Here is an 18885-nt window from a genome sequence, read left to right as displayed (position 1 = left end):
GGCCGTTCCGACCTGTCGCAACCATCTGCCAGCCGGCGCGCCGCATACAGAATATTCTGCTTTCATCTGGGGCAATTCAGCCGAGCCCGGTGCGGGAATGCGCCTTATGATCGTCGCATCAGCCGATCCGGCTTCTCAGCGCCGTTTTCCAGAGGATGCCTCGCATGACGACCTTCCGCCCGAAATACATCACCTTCGACTGCTACGGCACGCTCACCAATTTCCAGATGGCGGAAGCGGCACGCGATCTTTACGGCGCGCGGCTCGACGAGCCGAAAATGCTGGAGTTCATCAGGAATTTCGCCGCCTACCGGCTCGACGAAATCCTCGGCGACTGGAAGCCCTATGCCGAGGTCGTGCACAATGCACTCGAGCGGAGCTGCAAGCGCAACGGCGTTTCCTTCAGGGACGAGGACGCGCAGATGGTCTACGAGCGCGTTCCGACCTGGGGACCGCATGCCGACGTTCCGGCGGGCCTTGCCAAGGTCGCCAAGGAAATTCCTCTGGTGATCCTCTCCAACGCCATGAACGCCCAGATCATGTCGAATGTCGAAAAGCTCGGCGCGCCTTTCCACAAGGTTTATACGGCCGAACAGGCGCAGGCCTACAAGCCGCGCTTCCAGGCGTTCGAATATATGTTCGACATGCTCGGCTGTGGCCCGGAAGACATTCTCCACTGCTCGTCCTCGTTCCGCTACGACCTGATGTCGGCGCATGATCTCGGCATCAAGAACAAGGTCTGGGTCAATCGCGGTCATGAGCCGGCGAACCCCTATTACGGCTATACCGAGATCGCCGACATTTCCGGGCTGCCGGGCGTTGTCGGGCTCTGAAGCAACCTCCAGCAAAAGTGCGTAAGCGGTTTTGCGTCCGGAGTTGCGCCAAACGAAAGAGCAAAAGGCACTTGCGATGAAATTCGTCTCCTATTGGCATGACACGGCACCGGTCTTTGCCGGTGCTGCACAAGGCCCGGTCAGTGGGCATTACGATGTTGCCGTCATCGGCGCGGGCTTTACCGGGCTCGCGGCGGCGCGGCAGCTGGCCAAGGCGGGGGCGAAGGTCGTCGTGCTGGAGGCGGAGCGCGTCGGGTTCGGCGCGTCGGGCCGCAATGGCGGCCATCTCAACAACGGTCTCGCGCACAGTTATCTCGCCGCCAAGGCCGAGCTCGGCAAGGAGCGCGCCATCGCGCTCTATCATGCGCTGGACGCCTCCATCGACACGATCGAGGCACTGATTGCCGAAGAGGGGATCGACTGCAATTTCCGCCGTGCCGGCAAGCTGAAGCTCGCCTCGAAACCGCAGCATTTCGATGCACTGGCGCGCAATTTCGAGGCACTGAACAAGGAATGCGATCCCGACACGGCGCTGCTTTCGCAGGAGGACCTGAAGAGCGAAGTCGGCTCGCCCTTCTATGGCGCGATGCTGTCGAAGAAGAGCGCGATGATGCATATGGGCCGCTATGTCGTCGGGCTGGCTAAGGCCGCAGCGCGTCATGGCGCGACGATCTTCGAAGGAACGCCCGTCACCGAGCATTGGGAGACGAACGGTCTGCACACGCTCAAGACATCGCGCGGCACGATCACCGCCGCCAACGTGATCGTGGCGACCGGAGCCTATACGACGAAGAACTTCACCTGGTTCCGCCGCCGCATCATCGCCGTCGGCAGCTTCCTGATTGCCACACGGCCCCTGACGGAAAGCGAAGTGCAGGCGGTCATGCCCGGCAACCGCACTTGCGTCAACACGATGAATATCGGCAATTACTGGCGGCTTGCGCCCGACAACCGCCTGATCTTCGGCGGCCGCGCGCGCTTCTCGGCAACATCCGACCAGCGCTCTGATTCCAAGAGTGGCGAGATACTGCGCGAGAGCATGGAGCGTATCTTCCCGCAGTTGAAGGGCATCGATATCGACTATTGCTGGGGCGGCCTCGTCGACATGACGGCCGACCGCTATCCGCGCGCCGGCTTCCATGACGGGCTCTGGTATGCCATGGGCTATTCCGGCCACGGTGCGCAGCTCTCAACCCATCTCGGCATGATGGTCGCCGACGCCATCCTCGGCCGCGCGGACCGCAACCCGATGCGCGACTATCCCTGGCCCGCCGTCCCCGGCCATTTCGGCAAGCCCTGGTTCCTGCCACTGGTCGGCATGTATTACAAGATGCTCGACAAGGTTCAGTGAGGGGCGGGGCTGCGGGAGGTTGGGGGCCGCTTTTGCGTAATTGGTGGCCATTCGCCCTAGGTCGAGGAAGCGGTCTTTCGTACATATCTCTGGCGTACGACGCCATCCTTTTCCCACAGTTCTGTCGGCTCGAATCCGCAAGCGCGGTAAAGGCCACCCGCCGCATTCGCTCCGGGACTCCCTCCCGCAAATGTGTCAACGATCAGGACAGCGTTCCGCGGTGTTTTAAGAATCGCAGTCTCCACAAGCAGCCTTCCGAAACCCTTGCGCCTGCTTTCGGCTGAAACGGCGAGCCATCTGATCCAGAACTCCTTATCGTTCCCGCCGACTAGCATTGCACCAAGCAAAAATGAACTGGATGAGCGGACGCAGTACGCTTGCTGCTGGGCGATTTTCCGTTGAACGATGACTTCAAGGTCGGGCATCGGGCCAAAGAACGGAATGACCTGTTGAGCGAGTGTCATCCAAGGCTCGATATCGTTCTGTTCTGCTCGTTCAACTCGCATGGCATCTCCAATACCGAACGTGCTTCCGACGGATGTCCGCGAGCGCGAGGTCAATCTCCGCGACAGGCCGCGCCGCGTCACGATTGCGTCAGCTCAAGCCCGTTCGGCAGCGAAATCCAGATGACGGTTTGCGCCTCCGGGGAATGACGTGACAGATGGCCCTTGCCGTGGGTGTCCTCCACCAGCACAAAGCTGCCGGCGGGAACGTGGCGGATCTCTCCATCGCTCGTTTCATATTCCACCGAGCCGTCCAGCCTGACCGTCAGCACGGGCTCCGGTACGGTGTGCCATGAAACTTCACGCACGCCTGCGGGGATGTGGGTGATACGGACCCGGGATGCCGGATAGCTGGCGGTGACGTCGAACGGCAGGGCGTCGGGATGAACTGACCGCTTCGTGGTGGGCAGTTCGATTTCATCGAAGTGAGACTCACCGTCCGGGGTTGCATAGATGCGCAGGCACTTCATCGCTGCGGTCTCCTTCGGCTTCGCGAACGGGGGCAACGCATGCGTATCATGCGGGCGGGGCCGACACTACCGGTCCAAGGCAAAAATCCGGTTTGGATCGGAATCAGGCGGCTCGCTTTCATGGCGGGCGGTTTTCTTGAAGGCCTGCATTCAGAGCATTCTCCGAAAAACCTACAGCGATCAAAACCGCCTGCAACGTTGCACTGCAAGCGGCTCAACATGCATATCCACTTCAGTTCCACATTTCAGCCCACGGGCCACTCGCACGGCCCCTTTGCTGTATTCGTCCACCCATCTACGGTCTCAGGCAAGCCCGCCGATGTGGAAGGTCTTCATCTCCAGATACTCCTCGATGCCGACCTGGGCGCCTTCGCGGCCGAGGCCGGATTGTTTCACGCCGCCGAAGGGGGCGACTTCCATGGAGATGAGGCCGGTGTTGAGTGCCACCATGCCGGCTTCCAGCGCCTCGCCGACGCGCCAGGCGCGCTTCATGTTCTCCGTGTAGAAATAGGAGGCAAGGCCGAAGGGCGTGCCGTTGGCAATCGCGATCGCCTCCTCCTCCGTCTCGAAGCGGAAGAGCGGTGCGACGGGTCCGAAGGTCTCCTCCCCAGCGAGCAGCATGGCGGTGGTTGCGCCGGTCAGCACGATCGGGGCCGTGTATTGGCGGCCGTTCGGCATGGCGGGCGTTTCGGTGATGATCTTTGCGCCCTTCGAAAGGGCGTCGGCGACGTGGCGCTCGATCTTGTCGATGGCCGCAGCGTTGATCATCGGGCCGATGGCAACGCCGGCATCCGTGCCGGGGCCGATCTTCATGGCATCGACGCGGGCCTTCAGCTTGGCGGCGAAGGCGTCGTAGACGCCGGACTGGACGAGGATGCGGTTGGCGCAGACGCAGGTCTGGCCGCCGTTGCGGAATTTCGAGGCGAGCACGCCTTCGATGGCGAGATCGAGATCGGCGTCGTCGAAGACGATGAAGGGCGCATTGCCGCCAAGCTCCAGGCTCAGCCGTTTGACGCTGTCGGCAGCCCCCCGCATCAGCAGCGAGCCGACGCGGGTCGAGCCGGTGAAGGAAATCTTGCGCACTGTCTCATTTGCCATGAGTTCGTTGCCGATCTCCGTCGGCATGCCGGTGACGATATTGATGACGCCCGCCGGAATGCCGGCCCGTTCGGCAAGCACACCGAGTGCCAGCGCCGAATAGGGGGTGAATTCGGAGGGCTTGATGACGACCGTGCAGCCGGCTGCAAGGGCAGGGGCGACCTTGCGGGTGATCATCGCATTGGGGAAGTTCCATGGCGTGATGATGCCGCAGACGCCGACCGCCTCCTTGAGCACCAGAATGCGGCGGTCGCGCGAGGGCGCGGGGATTGTGTGGCCGTTGATACGGCGAGATTCTTCCGCAAACCACTTGACGAAGGAGGCCCCATAGCGGATTTCGCCGCGCGCCTCGTCCAGCGGCTTGCCCTGTTCGGATGTCAGGATCAGTGCCAGATCGTCAAGGTTTTCGATCATCAGATCGAACCACTTCTCGATGAGTTGCGCGCGCTCGGCATTGGTCTTCGCCTTCCACGTCTTGAAGGCGGCCTCGGCTGCAACGATCGCCGCGCGGGTCTCCTCGCCGCCCATGTCGGGAATGGTGCCGATGGCGTTCTGTGTTGCTGGATCGATCACATCGACGGACTTGCCGGAGCGCGCGGCGACCCATTCGCCGTTGATGAGGCCAGCTTGGCGCAGCAGGCTCTTGTCCTTGAGGTTCAGCATGGATTTATCCTTCTTGGGCGGTAAGCGCTTTGATGACCGCGGCGGTGATGACATCGGTCGAGTCTTTCCCCGGCACCGTGCCGATGCCGGTGGCCGTCGTTCTTTCGATCGCTGTCATCACGGCGGCGGCCGCTTCCGCTTCGCCGAGATGCTCCAGCATCATCGCGCCCGACCGGATGGCGGCCATCGGGTTGGCAATGCCCCTGCCGGCAATGTCCGGTGCGGAGCCATGAACCGGCTCGAACATGGAAGGCGCAGAGCGGTCGGGATTGATATTGGCAGAGGCGGCAAAGCCGAGGCCGCCCTGGATGGCAGCACCGAGATCCGTCAGGATGTCGCCGAAGAGGTTGGAGGCGACGATGACGTCGAGGCTTTCCGGTGCCATGACCATGCGGGCGGCAAGCGCATCGACATGGTAGCTCGTGACCTCGACATCGGGGTACTCGGCGGCGAGTGCCTTCGTGATCTCGTCCCAGAAGACCATGGAATATTTCTGGGCGTTGGACTTGGTCACTGAGGCGAGCTTGCCCCGCCGCGCGCGCGCCTGCTCGAAGCCGAAGCGAATGATGCGCTCGACGCCCTCGCGGGTGAAGATCGAGGTTTCGACGGCGACTTCATTGTCCATGCCCTGATGGACGCGTCCGCCGGCCCCCGAATATTCGCCTTCCGTGTTCTCGCGGATGCAGAGAATGTCGAAGCCTTCCGCCTTCAGCGGGCCCAGTACACCGGGCAGAAGCCGGTGCGGGCGAATGTTGGCGTACTGGACGAAGGCCTTGCGGATCGGAAGGAGAAGGCCGTGAAGCGAGACCGAATCCGGCACCTCCGCCGGCCAGCCGACGGCGCCGAGCAGGATGGCGTCGAAACCGCGCAGCGTCTCGATCCCGTCTTCCGGCATCATCATGCCGGTTTCCTTGTAGAACTTGCAGGACCAGGGAAACTCGCGGCCTTCGAGCCTGAACCCGGCAGCGCTCGCCGCTTTCGTCAGGACGGCCCAGGCTGCGGCAGTAACGTCGCGTCCGATGCCGTCGCCGGGGATCTGCGCAATTTTGTAGACCTTCATGGATTTCCTCGGGCTGTTTCCTAGAGACTGATGAGGACGCTCTTCGTCCTGCGGTTCGCGTGATAGGCCTCGCGTCCGAGATCCTTGCCGATGCCGGAGCGCTTGTAGCCACCCGTCGGCAGGATATGGTCGCGCGAGCGGCTGTAGCGGTTGACCCAGACCGTGCCGGCCTGCAGCCGCCGCGTGAGGCGGAGGGCGCGTGACAGGTCACGGGTGAAGAGGCCGCTCGCCAGCCCATAGACTGGGTGATCGGCAAGCGAGAGCGCCTCGTCTTCGTCCCGGAAGGTCTGCAGCGTCAGCACCGGGCCGAAGATTTCCTCAGTGACGGCGGGCGAATCCTCGCCGACACCGGCAATCAGTGTCGGTTCATAGAAATAGCCGGGTGCGTCCATCGGAGCGCCGCCCGTCAGGCACTCGCCGCCAGCGCGGACGGCCGCGGAGACGATCGAATGGATGCGTTCTCGCTGCCGTTCGGAGATGATCGGCGAATACTGGCTGGCCGCGCTCCAGGTCGGGCCGGCGCTCGCAGCCTTCATGCGATCGATGATCGCCGCGACGAGGGGTTCGACGATTGCCTCCTCGACGATCAGCCGCGATCCGGCCACACAGGCTTGCCCGGCATTCGAAAGGATACTGCCCGCGATCGCTGCCGCGGCCTTGTCGAGATCGGCGTCGGCAAAGACGAGTTGCGGGCTCTTGCCGCCGAGCTCGAGCGTCATCGGCTTGACGCCGGTGCGGGCGATGTTCTCCATGATCGCGGCGCCGGCGCGGGTCGATCCGGTGAAGCTCACCTTGGCGATGTCCGGATGGCCGGTAATCGCATTGCCGGTGACCGGCCCGTCGCCGAGCACGACGTTGACGAGCCCCGCCGGCACGCCGGCGCGAACGGCAAGCTCCGCGAGGCGGAGGGTGGTGAAGGGCGTCATTTCCGACGGCTTGATCACCACCGCATTGCCCGCGGCAAGCGCGGGACCGAGCTTCCATGCCGCCATCGAGATCGGGAAGTTCCAGGGCGTGATCGCGCCGACGACACCGTAGGGTTCGCTCATGACCATGCCGAGGCTGGCATCATCGGTCGGAACGAGATCGCTGCCCTCCTTGTCGGCGAATTCCGCGAAGAAACGGATCTGCTCGGCCGAAACGGCAATATCGCCCTCGACCAGATGGCCGACGGGCCGCGTCGAGGAGACGGCTTCGAGCCGTGCAAGCGTCCCGGCATCCTCTTCGATGAGATCGGCCCAGCGCTGCAACACGCGCGTACGTTCACGCGGGCGAAGGCCGCCCCAGTTGCTGTTCTTCAGGGCTTTCTTGGCCACCTGCACGGCCTCGTCGACCACATTGCCGTCGGCAACGGGACAGCCGGCATACGCATGCCCGTCGGAGGGGCGATGCATCTCGATGACGCCGTCTGCGGCGACCAGCCGGCCGCCGATGAAGTGTCCGACCGGAATGGACAGGCTGTCGGGATCAAAGCTCAGTGTCATGGGTACACCTTTCATCACTGGAAGGGATGGTAGGCGACCCGGCGGAGCAGCTTGATCCGAGCAGCAAGCCGGCGATGGCCGAAAAAGCCGTTTTGCCGGCTTGCCGCAGTGCATTCTACGGTAAGCGGACATTGCTCCCGGCCGAGGGCCGGGCTTAGTCGGTCAGTTTTTCGGGGTGACCGTGAGATAGATCTTGCGAACGGTTTCGATCGTCTTCCAGACGCCGACGAAACCCGGTTTCATAACGAAGCTGTCGCCCGCCTTGTAGATTACGGGTTCCCCGCTGTCGGGCGTGATTTCGACGACACCGGCGAGGATGTGGCAGAATTCGAAGGTCTCGCCCTTGATCGAGCGGGTTTCGCCCGGGGTCGCTTCCCATACACCGGTATGCACCAGGTCTCCGTGTGCGACGTCCTGCGCCCAGGTCTTGAAGTTGGGGCTTCCCGCAATCAGGCGGTCCGGCTGTGGCAGGCTTTCGCGCGGCGCAAAGGAGGGGTTCGGGTCTATGGTCTTGAGGAGCGACATGGGTTTCCTTTCAGGGTGAGAATGTCAGTAGCCGCGGTTGCGGTTGATGAGCCCGACGGGATCGAGGCCTTCGCGCAGGCGCCGGATGTTGTCGATCACGGCGCGGGCTGCCGTTTGCGGTTGGGTGACGCTTGCCACATGGGGCGTCAGCACGATCTTCGGATGGCTCCAGAAGGCATGCCCGGGAGGCAGCGGTTCCGGTTCGGTGACGTCGATCATCGCGCCCGACAGTTGCCCGCCATCCAGAGCCGCGATCAGGTCGTCATGGTTCAGCTGCGGTCCGCGGCCGACATGAACGAGCCCGGCGCCGCGCGGCAACCTGTTGAAGAGGTCGGCGTCGAGAAATCCTCTTGTCGCGTCCGTGAGCGGCAGGAGGCAGAGAAGGATGTCGGTTTCGGCGAGCATTGCGTCGAGACCGGTCTTGCCTGCAAAGCAGGTTACGCCGTCGATATCGTGTTGCGACCGGCTCCAGCCGGAAAGCGGAAAGCCGAAGGGTTTCAGCCGTTCGATGACCGCCCGGCCGAGCATGCCGAGCCCCAGCACGCCGACACGGCGTTCACGGGCCTGTGCTTGCGGCAGGGCTTGCCAGACCTCGTCGCGCTGCTGGCGGAGATAGGCGGGCAGGCCGCGGTGAAGAGCAAGGACCGCCAGCACCGCATATTCCTGCATCATCCGGACGATGCCGTCCTCGACCATGCGGACGACCTTCACGGAGGCCGGGACCTCGGCAAGCCGGAACTGGTCGACACCGGCGCCGATCGAGAAGAGCACTTCCAGATTGCGGTAGCGCGCCAGATCCCGAGGGACCGTCCAGGTGATCAGGTAACGGACGGCGTCCGGATTGACCCTCGCCGGATCCATGGAGAAGGGCAGGTCGGGCAGTTCACGAGCAAAGATCTCTCGAAACACGGCACCGCGCTCGGCGTCGGAATGGAACAGGAAGGTCATGGCGTTTTTCCGCTCAGGCCAGGCATTGCCGGCCGAGCCGTTCCAGCAACGTCTCGCAGGCTGCGAGCTCCTCAGTGCAGATATATTCGTCCGGCTTGTGGGCGCGGTCGATCTCGCCGGGGCCGCAGATGATCGCGTCGATGCCGGCCCGCTGGAAGAGCCCGGCTTCCGTCCCGTAGCTCACCGCCGCAAGCGGTTCCCGGCCGGTGAGTTCGCGGAGCAGAACGGCAAGCGGCGCGGTGCGCGGAAGCGACAGGGCCGGATAGCTGCTGAGTTCCTCCCAGGTCACTCCATAGCCATCCGCAGTGAGCGCCTCGGCGGCTTCCCGCACGGGCGTCAGGAGAAGTCGCGGGTCGACACCCGCGATCGCGCGCGCCTCCAGCTCCGCCTCGCAGAGATCGGGTATGATGTTGACTGCCCGCCCGCCGTACAGCCGGCCGACCTGCAGCGACGAATAGGGTGGCTCGAAGGTGGCATCGAACGGTCCTGCAGTGAGCGCGGTTGCGGCGGCGACTGCCTTGGTCAGCACCGCCGCCATCCCGTGGATCGCGTTCAGTCCGAGGTCGGGACGCGAGGAGTGGCCGGCACGTCCCTCGATGGTCACCCTCGCCGCGGCTTTGCCCTTGTGGGCGAGGATCGCCTGCATCCCGCTCGGCTCCCCGATCACCGCCCCGAGGGGAGGTGCGCAAAGATCGGGAAGGCGTGCGAGCATGTGTGGAACACCCCGGCAACCCGCCTCCTCGTCATAGGAGAAGGCGAGGTGGATCGGCCGCGCGAGCGTCAGCTCGGCGAATTTCGGAACGGTCGCGAGTGCGGCGGCAAGGAAGCCCTTCATGTCGGTCGTGCCGCGCCCGTAGAGGCGGTTCGCCTCCTTGCGCAAGCGGAATGGGTCGCTGGTCCAGCCGGGTTCGGTGGCCGGAACGACGTCCATGTGGCCGGAGAGGACATAACCGGCTGTGTCGCGCGGGCCGAGCGTTGCGAAGAGGTTGGCGCGGTCCCCCTCGGGTCCGGGCAGGACGTGGACGATCGCACCATACGCCTCGAGATAGCTGCGGACCCAGTCGACGATCGCATCGTTCGGGGTGCCGACAACGGAGCGGAACGAAACGAGCTTTTCCAGGATGTCGATTGCTTGCATTCGTACCGCCACATCTGCTTTGGTTGCGACCGAGCCGGTCGCCCCTCGGGGAGGGGAGATTGGAACTTCTGGAGGAAGGGGTGAGAGCAAGACTAGTCCCGTGGGCAGGGAATGGATGCCGAAGGTGCGCGCCTTTCAGTCGAATCTTGCGTGCAGAGGTGGAAGAGAAGCGGATTGTGTTGCCGGACGCAGTTTAGTGTCGGACGCGTCGCGGTTCGCGAACACGTCGGATCTATAACTGAAGGGTTGAGGGAAGAGAGAGGGATGCTGGAGGCCGGAGTCTCGGATAGCCTGGTTGTCGACACGTTCCGCATGCGTCTCGCCGACATCGCGGACGTCGACCTTTCGCAACTGCATGCCCTCTCGATTGCAGTCGGCTGGCCGCATCGCGCCGAGGACTGGCGGTCCCTGCTTGAAGTCGGGCACGGATTTGCCGCTCTGGACGAGATCGACCGGGTGCTCGGCTCGGCGATGTGGTTTCCCCACGGTGACGACTTCGCGACCATCGGCATGGTCATCACATCGCCGCGGCTGCAGACCAACGGTGCGGCACAATGGCTGATGCGGAAGTTGATCGCCGAGGAATTCGGCAAGCGCCGACTGAGGCTCAACGCGACGCGCGCTGCATATCGGCTCTATCGTTCGCTGGGTTTCTCGCCGAGGGCAACCGTCCATCAGTGTCAGGGCGATGCGCGTCCACTGCCGGACGCGCCGCCCATCCCGGCCGGGCTGACGCTTCGGCAGCTCTCTTCTGCCGATCTTGACCAGATGACGGCGCTCGATGCGCCGGCCTTCGGCGCCGCTCGACCGCTTCATCTCGCGCGCCTCTTGGAACAATCCGTCTCCTACGGGCTTTTCCGCGGGCAGAGCCTCAGGGCTTTCTCCATGTGTCGCCGTTTCGGCCGCGGCCATGTTGTCGGGCCGGTGGTCGCCCACTCCGACGAGGAGGCGATTGCCGTTGTGCATCCGCATGTGATTGCCCATGCAGGGACCTTTCTCCGTCTCGATACGCACTTCAAGGCAGGAGCATTCGCCAACTTCGTCCAGCAATGCGGGCTGCCGGTGTTCGATACCGTCACGACGATGACACTCGGCGAGCATGCCGATTATGGTTCGGGTGCGGACGGAGAGGCCATGGTCTTTGTACTCACTTCCCAATCGATGGGGTGAAGCACTCGCCATCTGCCGGCCATGTGCGCTCTCACGTTATTGAAGTGATTGCCGCAGACGGGGGCGAGGTCTCCCCGACGTCCGTTGCTTCCTAGCGGGCCAGTGCGCTCACCGCCTCACCGTTCGCGGAACGGGCCAGGAATTCGAACAGCAACGCCACGGCCTCGGCGCCCGGATCGGCGTGCCCCAGGAGCTGCCGCGAGCTGAGATAGGCGGCACGGCCGGCATGGGCCTTGGCGAGCGTCGCGGTCCGGTCGGCGCCGGCGCGCGCCGCCTCCGCCGCCGCCTTCAGTCCACCTTCGAGCGCATCGAGAGCAGGGGCAAGCGCATCGACCATCGTACGGTCACCCACCTTCGCCCCGCCGATTTCCTGCATGCGCGCAAGCCCGGCCCTGAGAGCGTCCCGGATCGGCAGACCACTCGATGCACCGTCGCCGGCCGCGGCAAAGAAGATCGCCAGCAGGACGCCGGAAGAGCCGCCCATCGTCTGGCTGAGTTCGAGCCCGATCGCCCGGAAGAGTTGCGTATGGTCGGAAAGCGGCAGCCTGTCCATCGCCTTGACGAGGGCGCGGGCGGCACCGGCGAGCGTCGACCCGGTGTCGCCGTCACCGGATTTGGCGTCGAGCGCATTGAGGCTCTCCTCGGCCGCGATCAGCACGTTGCAGCAGCCGGTGACGAAATCGCGGGTCGGCCTGTGGTCGGAGGGCAGCGGCATGATCGGGGTGAGCCCATCCGGCAAGGCGACGACCGATACCGGCCGGACAGGAGAGAGCCCCGGCCAGGCGGCAGGGCCGACCGGCTCGGCAAGTGCGGCGATATCGTCGGCCTCGGCCGGGTAAAGCGAGATGGAGAAGCCGCGCATGTCGAGCGAGGTCATCATGGCCGCCGGACCGACGACGTGGCTGATCAGCCCGCCGATGTCGGACTGGATCAGCTCATGGGCGAGGATCGACATTTCGAGAACCGACGTCCCGCCGAGATTGTTGATCAACGCGACGTGCGGCTTGTCTCCGATTTCCGACCGCAGCTTGGCGACGACGGCGGTCATCGCCGATCGGGCGCCGGAGAAGTCGACCTGCTCCACCCCGGCCTCGCCATGGATTCCGAGGCCGAGTTCGGCCATGCCCGCCGGGATGCGGTTTTCCTTCGGCGACCCCGGAACGGTGCAAGTATCGAGCGACATGCCGATGCTCTTCGTCGCCGCAATGACCCTGCGCGCGGCAGCGGTCACCGTTTCGAGGTCAGCGCCGCTTTCGGCGAGCGCTCCGGCGATCTTGTGCACAAACAGCGTTCCGGCGACGCCGCGGGCCTGCGGCACATCGGGCAGGGCGATGTCGTCGTCGACGATCACCATGCCGACATTGAGTCCGAAGGCCCGGGCTCGCTCCGCCGCCAGTCCGAAATTCAGGCGGTCGCCGGTGTAGTTCTTGACGATCAGGAGGCAGCCGGCCGGACCGGTGACCGCGAGGATACCCGCGAGCACGGCATCGACGCTGGGCGAAGCGAAGACGTCGCCGCAGACCGCCGCGGTCAGCATGCCCGCACCGACGAAGCCCGCATGCGCCGGCTCGTGGCCGGATCCGCCGCCCGAGACGAGCGCGACTTTGGACTTGTCCCAGTCCGCCCGGACGATCACGCGGATATGCGGATAGCCGTCGAGGCGCGCCAGCGGCACGGCGCCCGTTGCCAGCAGGCCCTCCACGGCCTCGATGACGACGTCTTCTTTCTTGTTGATGAACTGAGCCATGGGAACCTTCCTTAAGCGAGTCGCATGCCGTCGGCATCGAAGTAGAGTGGATCAACGGGTTCGATCTTGACGATCTCTCCGTCACGCCGGGTCGTGTGGGGTTCGGTGACGGTGACGATGGTGTGTCCGCGGAAGGACAGGTGCAAGCGCGTCTGGTCGCCGAGCCTTTCGACGCGCGTGACCAGACTGTCCTCGCCGCTGCCTTGGCGGATGTGCTCCGGCCGAAGGCCGATGCTCGCCGCACGCGGGGGTGCCGCCGGGAAGAGGTTCGCCGGCAGAACGTTGATCCGAGGCTGCCCGAGCCGCTGGGCGGCATAGAGGCTCACCGGACGTTCATAGACGTCCCGCGGCGAGCCGAACTGCACCAGCCGCCCGTGATGCAGGACACCGATATGGGTCGCCATGGTCATGGCCTCGACCTGATCGTGCGTGACATAGAGGAGGGTCGCCCCGGAATTCGCCTGGATGCTCTTCAGCTCCACGCGCAGGTCGGCCCTCAGTTTCGCGTCGAGCGAACTCAACGGCTCGTCCATCAGGTATATCTCGGGCGAGCGGACGAGCGCGCGGCCGATCGACACCCGCTGCATCTCCCCGCCCGAAAGCGCCGTCGCCTTGTTGTCGAGCTTGTGGGCGATACGGAGCGTCTCGGCGACGGCGCGCACCTTGCGCTCGATTTCGCCGGCCGGGGTTTTCAGAAGCGGTGACTTCAGCGGGAAGGCGAGGTTCTCGCGCACGGTCAGGTGCGGGTAGAGCGAATATTGCTGGAAGACCATCGCGACGTTGCGCTCTGCGGGCGTGAGGCCCTTCATCGACCGGCCGCCGATGAAGACGTCGCCGCGGTCGGGATGATCGAGTCCCGAAATCATCCTGAGCGTGGTCGTCTTGCCTGCACCCGTCGGGCCGAGCAGCACGACGAAGGAGCCGTCGGGTATGGTCATCGACACGTCGGCGAGCGCCGTGTGGCCCGCGAAGTTTTTCGTGATGGACTGGAGAACGACCTCAGCCATGGCGCAGCACTCCTTCGTTTCCTTCGGAGATCAGGGCATGTCCGCGCTCACCGGCAAAGATGCTCAGCGTGCGGTTGTCGAACTCCAGGCCGACCATCTCGCCCTCCCTGACGGTGTCGGCGGAGGATATCCGCGCCTTGATATTGCCGTTCGGCGTCGAGAGCGTGATGATCTGGGTCGTGCCGAGATACTCGGTCGCGAGCACCTTGCCGCGATAGGCTGACGTATCCGAAAAGCGGACATGCTCAGGCCGGACGCCGAGCGTCAGCCTTCCCTCGGCGCCCTGCCGCGACACCGGAACCGCAAAGCGTTGCCCGTCGAGAACGACGTGGTCGCCGCCGATGCCGATCATGCCCTCGAACTCCAGGAAATTCATCGGCGGCGAACCGATGAAGTCGGCGACGAAACGGGTCGCCGGCCAGTCGTAGATCTGTTGCGGCTGGCCGAACTGCTCGACCACGCCATGGTTCATGACGACGATCTTGTCACCCATCTGCATCGCCTCGAGCTGGTCGTGGGTCACATAGACGGTGGTTGCACCGATCCGGTCGTGGAGGGCGCGAAGCTCCTCGGCCATGTGCTCGCGGAATTCCGCGTCGAGTGCGCCGAGCGGTTCGTCCATGAAGAAGGCCTTCGGCCGGCGCACGATTGCGCGGCCGAGCGCCACACGCTGGCGGTCGCCGCCGGACAATCCGCCCACGGGCTTGTCGAGGATGTCTTCGATCCGCAGGATTCTCGCCACCTCCTCGACCCGTGTCCTGACTTCGGCCTTGGGAACGCCCTGGCTCAGCAGCGGATAGGAAATGTTCCGGCGCACGTTCATGTGCGGATAGAGCGCGAACATCTGGAAGACGAAGGCGATATCGCGCTGGCTGGCGGGTTTCATGCCGACCTCCTCGCCGTCGATATGGATCTCGCCGCTGCTCGGCAGCTCGAGGCCCGCCATCATCCGCAAGGTGGTGGTCTTTCCGCAACCGGAAGGTCCGAGCAGCATGAAGAACTCGCCGTCCTCGATCGTGAAGCTCGATGACTGGACGGCGGTGAAGGCGCCGAATTCCTTGCGCAGGTTCTGTATTCTGATCTGCGCCATGTCTTACTCCGGGAAGTGGCTGACGATGACGAACATCACGGTGCCCACCAATGTCACGACGAAGGAATAGGTATAGAGCGACAGCGTGAAGGGCTGCATCATCATGAAGACGCCGAGAGCGATCAGCGCCGAGGCGACAAGCTCCCACTCGTTACGCCGCAGCCGGCGCAGCCTGTTGAGGAATTGGTTCATTTTCGAACGGCTCCGAAGGTGATGCCGCGCAGGAGATGCTTGCGCAGGACGATCGTGAAGACGACGACCGGAACGAGGAAGAGCGTGGCCCCGGCGGCGACGGCCGGCCAGTCCTGGCCGCTGACGCCGATGATGGTCGGAATGAAGGGCGGCGCGGTCTGCGCCGTGCCCGAGGTCAGGAGCACCGCGAAGGCATATTCGTTCCAGGCGAAGATCAGGCAGAAGATCGCGGTCGAGGCGATGCCCGTCACGGCCTGCGGCAGCACGACCTTGTAGAAGGCCTGGAAGCGCGTGTAGCCGTCGATCAGCGCCGCCTCCTCGTATTCGACGGGGATCTCGTCGATGAAGCCCTTGAGCAGCCAGACCGAGAGCGAGAGATTCACCGCCGTATAGAGGAGGATCAGGCCTGCATGGGTGTCGCTCAGGCTGAGCGACCGGAACATCAGGAAGATCGGGATTGCGACGGCGATCGGCGGCATCATGCGGGTCGACAGGATGAAGAAGAGAAGGTCGTCCTTCAGCGGCACCTTGAAGCGCGAGAAGGCATAGGCCGCCGCCGTCCCGAGCACGATGCAGAGCAGGGTCGAGCCGAAGCCGATCACGACCGAGTTGTAGAAGCGCTCGCCGAAGCGGGAGGGGCCGGCAATCACCAGTCCGTCCTTCCGGACAAGCCTTTCATACCAGGTCTTCGGTTCGCCGAGGGCCTGGAGGTCCGCATCGGAGACGCGGGTCCTGGTCGTGAAGAGGTTCACGTAGCCCTCGAGCGTCGGCTCGAACAGCACCTTCGGCGGATAGGCGATCGCGTCGGAGGGGCTCTTGAAGCCGGTGGCGATGATCCAGACGAGCGGCATGATCGTCACGACGGCATAGATGACGACAAGGGCGCCGGCGAACCATTTCTGGCGAGCCGATGGCTCGGTGACGGAGTAATTGCTCATCGTTCTTTCACCTTGTTCAGCGCCTTCACATAGATCGAGGCGAGGCCGAAGACCGTGACGAAGAGGATCACCGCATAGGCCGAGGCATAGCCGGTGCGCCATTTCTCGAAGGCCTCGCGCTTGAGGTTGATCGAGGTGAGTTCGGTCACCGAACCCGGCCCGCCACCGGTCAGCTGCACGACGAGGTCGAACATCTTGAAGTTCTCGATGCCCCGGAACAGGATCGCGAGCATCAGGAACGGCAGGACCAGCGGAATGGTGATGGTCCAGAACTGCCGCCATTTGCTTGCCCGGTCGCATTCGGCAGCCTCGTAAATGCTGTCGGGGATCGACCGCAGTCCGGCGAGGCAGATCAGCATGACGAAGGGCGTCCACATCCAGGTGTCGACGATGACGATCGCCCAGGGTGCGAGCGAGACGTCGCCGATCATCGAGAAGCTCGAAGGGTCGACGCCGCTGAAGAAGCCGACCACGTAGTTGAAGAGGCCGATCTGCGGCTGGTAGAGGAAGGTCCAGAAGTTGCCGACGACGGCCGGGCTCAGCATCATCGGCAGTACGATGATCGTCGTCCAGAGATCGTTTCCGCGGAACTTCTTGTTGATCAGGTAAGCGAGCGTGAAGCCGATCAGCACCTGCAGCGCGATCGTCCAGAACAGGAAATGCGCCGTCGCCTGCATCGTCAGCCAGATGTCGCCATCGGTCAGGATGCGGGTGTAATTGCGCAATCCGACGAACTCGGGCGCCTCGCCGGGCCTGTTGACCCGGAAATTGGTGAAACTCAGCCTGACGGTCCAGATCAGGGGAAAGATGTTGACCGCAAGGAGCAGAAGGATCGTCGGCGTCACGAAGATCCAGGCGATCGCCCGGTCGGACAGGCCTGAAATTCTCCTGGAGACTCCGGACGGCGTTGCGCGCGCGAGGCGGTCGATGGCGCTCTCGGACATGGGCTAACCCCCAACAAGAAAGGAATGAGCGGGCGGTGCCGGAATGATGCCGGCACCGCTTGGACGGATGGCCACCGGGTCGCGAGAGCCGGGGCAGGGGATCAGATCTTGCCTTCGTCCTCGAAGACCTCGGTCCAGTCCTTGACGAGGCCGTCGAGGGCTTCCTTGGCCGTGCCCTGGCCGGCGATCACATAGTCGTGGAAGCGCTTTTGCGAAGCCTGCAGAAGTGAAGCATAGGACGGTTCCGCCCAGAAATCCTTCACGATGGCCATGGAGTCGAGGAAGGTCTGGGCATAGGGCTGGCTGGTGGCAAAACCCGGATCCTCCACGACCGAGCGGAGTGCGGAGTAGCCGCCGAGCGACCACCACTTCTGCTGGATCTCGGGCTGGGCGAACCACTTGATATACTGGAGTGCGGCATCCTGCTTCGCGGAGGCCGCAACCACCGAGATGCCCTGGCCGCCGAGCTGGGCGAACTGCTTGCCGTCAGGGCCTGCAGGATTGGGGAAATAGCCGGACTTGTCGCCGCCGACATTCGGGTCGGCGTTGATCCCCGGCCAGATGAAGGCGAAGTTCATCTGCAACGCGACCTGGCCCGATTTGTAGGCGTCGATGTTCTCCGACATGTAGGCATCGGACGATCCGGGAGGCGTGCAGCAGTCGTAGAGCGACTTGTAGTATTCGAGACCTGCGATCGCCTGGGGCGAGTTGACGAAGCCCTCCATGTCGTAGGGCTTGTCGGGGTTCTGGTATTCGAAGCCGAAGGAATAGAGGGCGTCCATCGCCCCCATGGTGATGCCTTCCGATCCTCGCTCGGTGTAGATCGCCGCGCCGTAGACGGTTTTGCCGTCAATGTCGCGCCCCTGGAAGAACTCGGCGATATCCTTGAGTTCCGCGAAGGTCTTCGGCACGGCGAGATCGCGGCCGTACTTCTTCTTGAATTCGTCCTGCAGTTCGGGGCGGGAGAACCAGTCCTTGCGATAGGTCCAGCCGACCACGTCACCGAAGGCCGGAAGCGCCCAGTAGTTCGGCGAGTTCTTCGGCCATTCGGCATAACCGACGACGGTCGCAGGGATGAAGTTCTCCATCTTGATTCCTTCCTTGTCGAAGAAATCGTTGAGCTTCACATACTGGCCGTTCTCGGCGGCGCCGCCGATCCACTGGCTGTCGCCGATCATCAGGTCGCACAGCTTGCCGCCGGAATTCAGCTCGTTGAGCATGCGGTCGGCGAAGTTCGGCCACGGCACGAATTCGAACTTCATCTTGTGGCCGGACTTGGCTTCGAAATCCTTGCTGAGTTCGACCAGCGCGTTGGCCGGGTCCCAGGCCGCCCAGCACAATGTGAGTTCGTCGGCCTTGGCTGCGGTCGCGCCCGACAGGCTCGACCAGGCGAGCGCGCCCGCGGCGACCGTGGATTTCAGGAATGCTGATTTCATGACGTTCTCCTCCCTTGACCGATCCCGATCTCCATCGGGATGCGTTCGACGCCCCCTCCAGGGCAACCAATGCGTTTCTCAGTCCTCCGGGCCGGCAACTTTCCTCCACCGGCCGCGATATCGAGAGCTTGCCGGATGCAGTTCGCGTCCGGGTTCTCGACCCTGGACGAGTCTATAATTGAGGTGCGCACCTCAATGCAAGGAATTTTTGAGGTGCGCACCTCAATTTCTTGCTTTTCGCTTGAAATTGTTGGAGAAGTCTATGCCGACTCCGGTGTCGATATGTAG

18 protein-coding genes are annotated in these 18885 nt (G+C 63.7%); 3 read left to right on the top strand and 15 right to left on the bottom strand.

The genetic code is table 11. The features are described 5' to 3' along the window. Positions 1-164 precede the first annotated feature (164 nt). Together DFR48_RS21240 and DFR48_RS21235 are read left to right on the top strand one after the other, a co-directional pair. Positions 165-833: a haloacid dehalogenase type II gene (locus DFR48_RS21240; protein WP_114365220.1), complete on the top strand. Its 669-nt coding sequence runs from the start codon at positions 165-167 to the stop codon at positions 831-833. Positions 834-909: 76 nt separating this feature from the next. Further along, entirely contained in the window at positions 910-2184 is a 1275-nt protein-coding gene (locus DFR48_RS21235) for an NAD(P)/FAD-dependent oxidoreductase (RefSeq protein WP_114365219.1), read from the top strand. 56 nt (positions 2185-2240) lie between these two features. On the opposite strand, the gene DFR48_RS21230 is transcribed toward DFR48_RS21235, so the two are convergent. From DFR48_RS21230 to argE, 8 genes are all read right to left on the bottom strand, one after another. After that, entirely contained in the window at positions 2241-2690 is a 450-nt protein-coding gene (locus DFR48_RS21230) for a GNAT family N-acetyltransferase (protein ID WP_114365218.1), read from the bottom strand. Positions 2691-2767: 77 nt separating this feature from the next. Beyond that, on the bottom strand, positions 2768-3157 hold the full coding sequence (locus DFR48_RS21225; RefSeq protein ID WP_114365217.1) for a cupin domain-containing protein: 390 nt from the start codon (positions 3155-3157) through the stop codon (positions 2768-2770). 303 nt (positions 3158-3460) lie between these two features. Beyond that, entirely contained in the window at positions 3461-4918 is a 1458-nt protein-coding gene (locus tag DFR48_RS21220; protein ID WP_114365216.1) for an NAD-dependent succinate-semialdehyde dehydrogenase, read from the bottom strand. 4 nt (positions 4919-4922) lie between these two features. After that, positions 4923-5978, bottom strand: coding sequence for a tartrate dehydrogenase (locus DFR48_RS21215; RefSeq protein ID WP_114365215.1), 1056 nt, complete (start codon positions 5976-5978; stop codon positions 4923-4925). A gap of 20 nt (positions 5979-5998) precedes the next feature. Beyond that, positions 5999-7462, bottom strand: a complete 1464-nt coding sequence (locus tag DFR48_RS21210) for an aldehyde dehydrogenase family protein (RefSeq protein WP_114365214.1) — start codon at positions 7460-7462, stop codon at positions 5999-6001. A gap of 162 nt (positions 7463-7624) precedes the next feature. Beyond that, entirely contained in the window at positions 7625-7987 is a 363-nt protein-coding gene (locus tag DFR48_RS21205) for a cupin domain-containing protein (protein ID WP_114365213.1), read from the bottom strand. A gap of 24 nt (positions 7988-8011) precedes the next feature. Then, complete coding sequence (locus tag DFR48_RS21200; protein ID WP_114365212.1) at positions 8012-8935, bottom strand: 2-hydroxyacid dehydrogenase; 924 nt, start codon at positions 8933-8935, stop codon at positions 8012-8014. Positions 8936-8948: 13 nt separating this feature from the next. Next, on the bottom strand, positions 8949-10073 hold the full coding sequence (argE, locus tag DFR48_RS21195) for an acetylornithine deacetylase (protein WP_114365211.1): 1125 nt from the start codon (positions 10071-10073) through the stop codon (positions 8949-8951). 267 nt (positions 10074-10340) lie between these two features. On the opposite strand from argE, the gene DFR48_RS21190 reads away from it, so the two are divergent. Then, entirely contained in the window at positions 10341-11243 is a 903-nt protein-coding gene (locus DFR48_RS21190) for a GNAT family N-acetyltransferase (RefSeq protein WP_210206028.1), read from the top strand. Between the two features lie 91 nt (positions 11244-11334). Here the strand turns inward: DFR48_RS21190 and DFR48_RS21185 are convergent, their stop codons facing one another. The 7 genes from DFR48_RS21185 to DFR48_RS21155 form a co-directional block, all read right to left on the bottom strand. Beyond that, complete coding sequence (locus DFR48_RS21185; RefSeq protein WP_114365209.1) at positions 11335-12990, bottom strand: dihydroxyacetone kinase subunit DhaK; 1656 nt, start codon at positions 12988-12990, stop codon at positions 11335-11337. Between the two features lie 11 nt (positions 12991-13001). Then, positions 13002-13997, bottom strand: coding sequence for an ABC transporter ATP-binding protein (locus DFR48_RS21180; RefSeq protein WP_114365208.1), 996 nt, complete (start codon positions 13995-13997; stop codon positions 13002-13004). Continuing rightward, a complete protein-coding gene (locus DFR48_RS21175; RefSeq protein WP_114365207.1) occupies positions 13990-15087 on the bottom strand; it encodes an ABC transporter ATP-binding protein in 1098 nt (365 codons plus the stop codon). The genes DFR48_RS21180 and DFR48_RS21175 overlap by 8 nt, the downstream gene beginning before the upstream one ends. Positions 15088-15090: 3 nt before the next feature. Beyond that, positions 15091-15279 carry a hypothetical protein gene (locus tag DFR48_RS21170; RefSeq protein ID WP_114365206.1) on the bottom strand — a complete coding sequence of 63 codons (189 nt, stop codon included), beginning with the start codon at positions 15277-15279 and terminating at the stop codon, positions 15091-15093. Beyond that, entirely contained in the window at positions 15276-16217 is a 942-nt protein-coding gene (locus DFR48_RS21165; RefSeq protein WP_114365205.1) for a carbohydrate ABC transporter permease, read from the bottom strand. The genes DFR48_RS21170 and DFR48_RS21165 overlap by 4 nt, the downstream gene beginning before the upstream one ends. Beyond that, positions 16214-17161, bottom strand: coding sequence for a carbohydrate ABC transporter permease (locus DFR48_RS21160; RefSeq protein WP_114365204.1), 948 nt, complete (start codon positions 17159-17161; stop codon positions 16214-16216). Before DFR48_RS21160 ends, DFR48_RS21165 begins: the two co-directional genes overlap by 4 nt. Positions 17162-17262: 101 nt before the next feature. Next, positions 17263-18597 (bottom strand): ABC transporter substrate-binding protein, encoded by a 1335-nt coding sequence (locus DFR48_RS21155; RefSeq protein ID WP_114365203.1) that lies wholly within the window; start codon positions 18595-18597, stop codon positions 17263-17265. Between the last annotated feature and the right edge of the window lie 288 nt (positions 18598-18885).

Origin of the sequence: Ciceribacter lividus (assembly GCF_003337715.1) — a bacterium.
GTDB lineage: Bacteria > Pseudomonadota > Alphaproteobacteria > Rhizobiales > Rhizobiaceae > Allorhizobium > Allorhizobium lividum.
The sequence above is the reverse complement of the archived record's forward strand: the minus strand, read 5'-3'. Positions and strand labels throughout refer to the sequence as shown.

What these genes read in the sequence shown, in the direction of transcription:
- DFR48_RS21205 (WP_114365213.1), bottom strand. Translation starts at nt 7,987, where the DNA reads ATGTCGCTCCTCAAGACCATAGACCCGAACCCCTCCTTTGCGCCGCGC.
- DFR48_RS21175 (WP_114365207.1), bottom strand. Translation starts at nt 15,087, where the DNA reads ATGGCGCAGATCAGAATACAGAACCTGCGCAAGGAATTCGGCGCCTTC.
- argE (WP_114365211.1), bottom strand. Translation starts at nt 10,073, where the DNA reads ATGCAAGCAATCGACATCCTGGAAAAGCTCGTTTCGTTCCGCTCCGTT.
- DFR48_RS21215 (WP_114365215.1), bottom strand. Translation starts at nt 5,978, where the DNA reads ATGAAGGTCTACAAAATTGCGCAGATCCCCGGCGACGGCATCGGACGC.
- DFR48_RS21160 (WP_114365204.1), bottom strand. Translation starts at nt 17,161, where the DNA reads ATGTCCGAGAGCGCCATCGACCGCCTCGCGCGCGCAACGCCGTCCGGA.
- DFR48_RS21200 (WP_114365212.1), bottom strand. Translation starts at nt 8,935, where the DNA reads ATGACCTTCCTGTTCCATTCCGACGCCGAGCGCGGTGCCGTGTTTCGA.
- DFR48_RS21220 (WP_114365216.1), bottom strand. Translation starts at nt 4,918, where the DNA reads ATGCTGAACCTCAAGGACAAGAGCCTGCTGCGCCAAGCTGGCCTCATC.
- DFR48_RS21185 (WP_114365209.1), bottom strand. Translation starts at nt 12,990, where the DNA reads ATGGCTCAGTTCATCAACAAGAAAGAAGACGTCGTCATCGAGGCCGTG.
- DFR48_RS21180 (WP_114365208.1), bottom strand. Translation starts at nt 13,997, where the DNA reads ATGGCTGAGGTCGTTCTCCAGTCCATCACGAAAAACTTCGCGGGCCAC.
- DFR48_RS21225 (WP_114365217.1), bottom strand. Translation starts at nt 3,157, where the DNA reads ATGAAGTGCCTGCGCATCTATGCAACCCCGGACGGTGAGTCTCACTTC.
- DFR48_RS21170 (WP_114365206.1), bottom strand. Translation starts at nt 15,279, where the DNA reads ATGAACCAATTCCTCAACAGGCTGCGCCGGCTGCGGCGTAACGAGTGG.
- DFR48_RS21155 (WP_114365203.1), bottom strand. Translation starts at nt 18,597, where the DNA reads ATGAAATCAGCATTCCTGAAATCCACGGTCGCCGCGGGCGCGCTCGCC.
- DFR48_RS21210 (WP_114365214.1), bottom strand. Translation starts at nt 7,462, where the DNA reads ATGACACTGAGCTTTGATCCCGACAGCCTGTCCATTCCGGTCGGACAC.
- DFR48_RS21240 (WP_114365220.1), top strand. Translation starts at nt 165, where the DNA reads ATGACGACCTTCCGCCCGAAATACATCACCTTCGACTGCTACGGCACG.
- DFR48_RS21230 (WP_114365218.1), bottom strand. Translation starts at nt 2,690, where the DNA reads ATGCGAGTTGAACGAGCAGAACAGAACGATATCGAGCCTTGGATGACA.
- DFR48_RS21165 (WP_114365205.1), bottom strand. Translation starts at nt 16,217, where the DNA reads ATGAGCAATTACTCCGTCACCGAGCCATCGGCTCGCCAGAAATGGTTC.
- DFR48_RS21235 (WP_114365219.1), top strand. Translation starts at nt 910, where the DNA reads ATGAAATTCGTCTCCTATTGGCATGACACGGCACCGGTCTTTGCCGGT.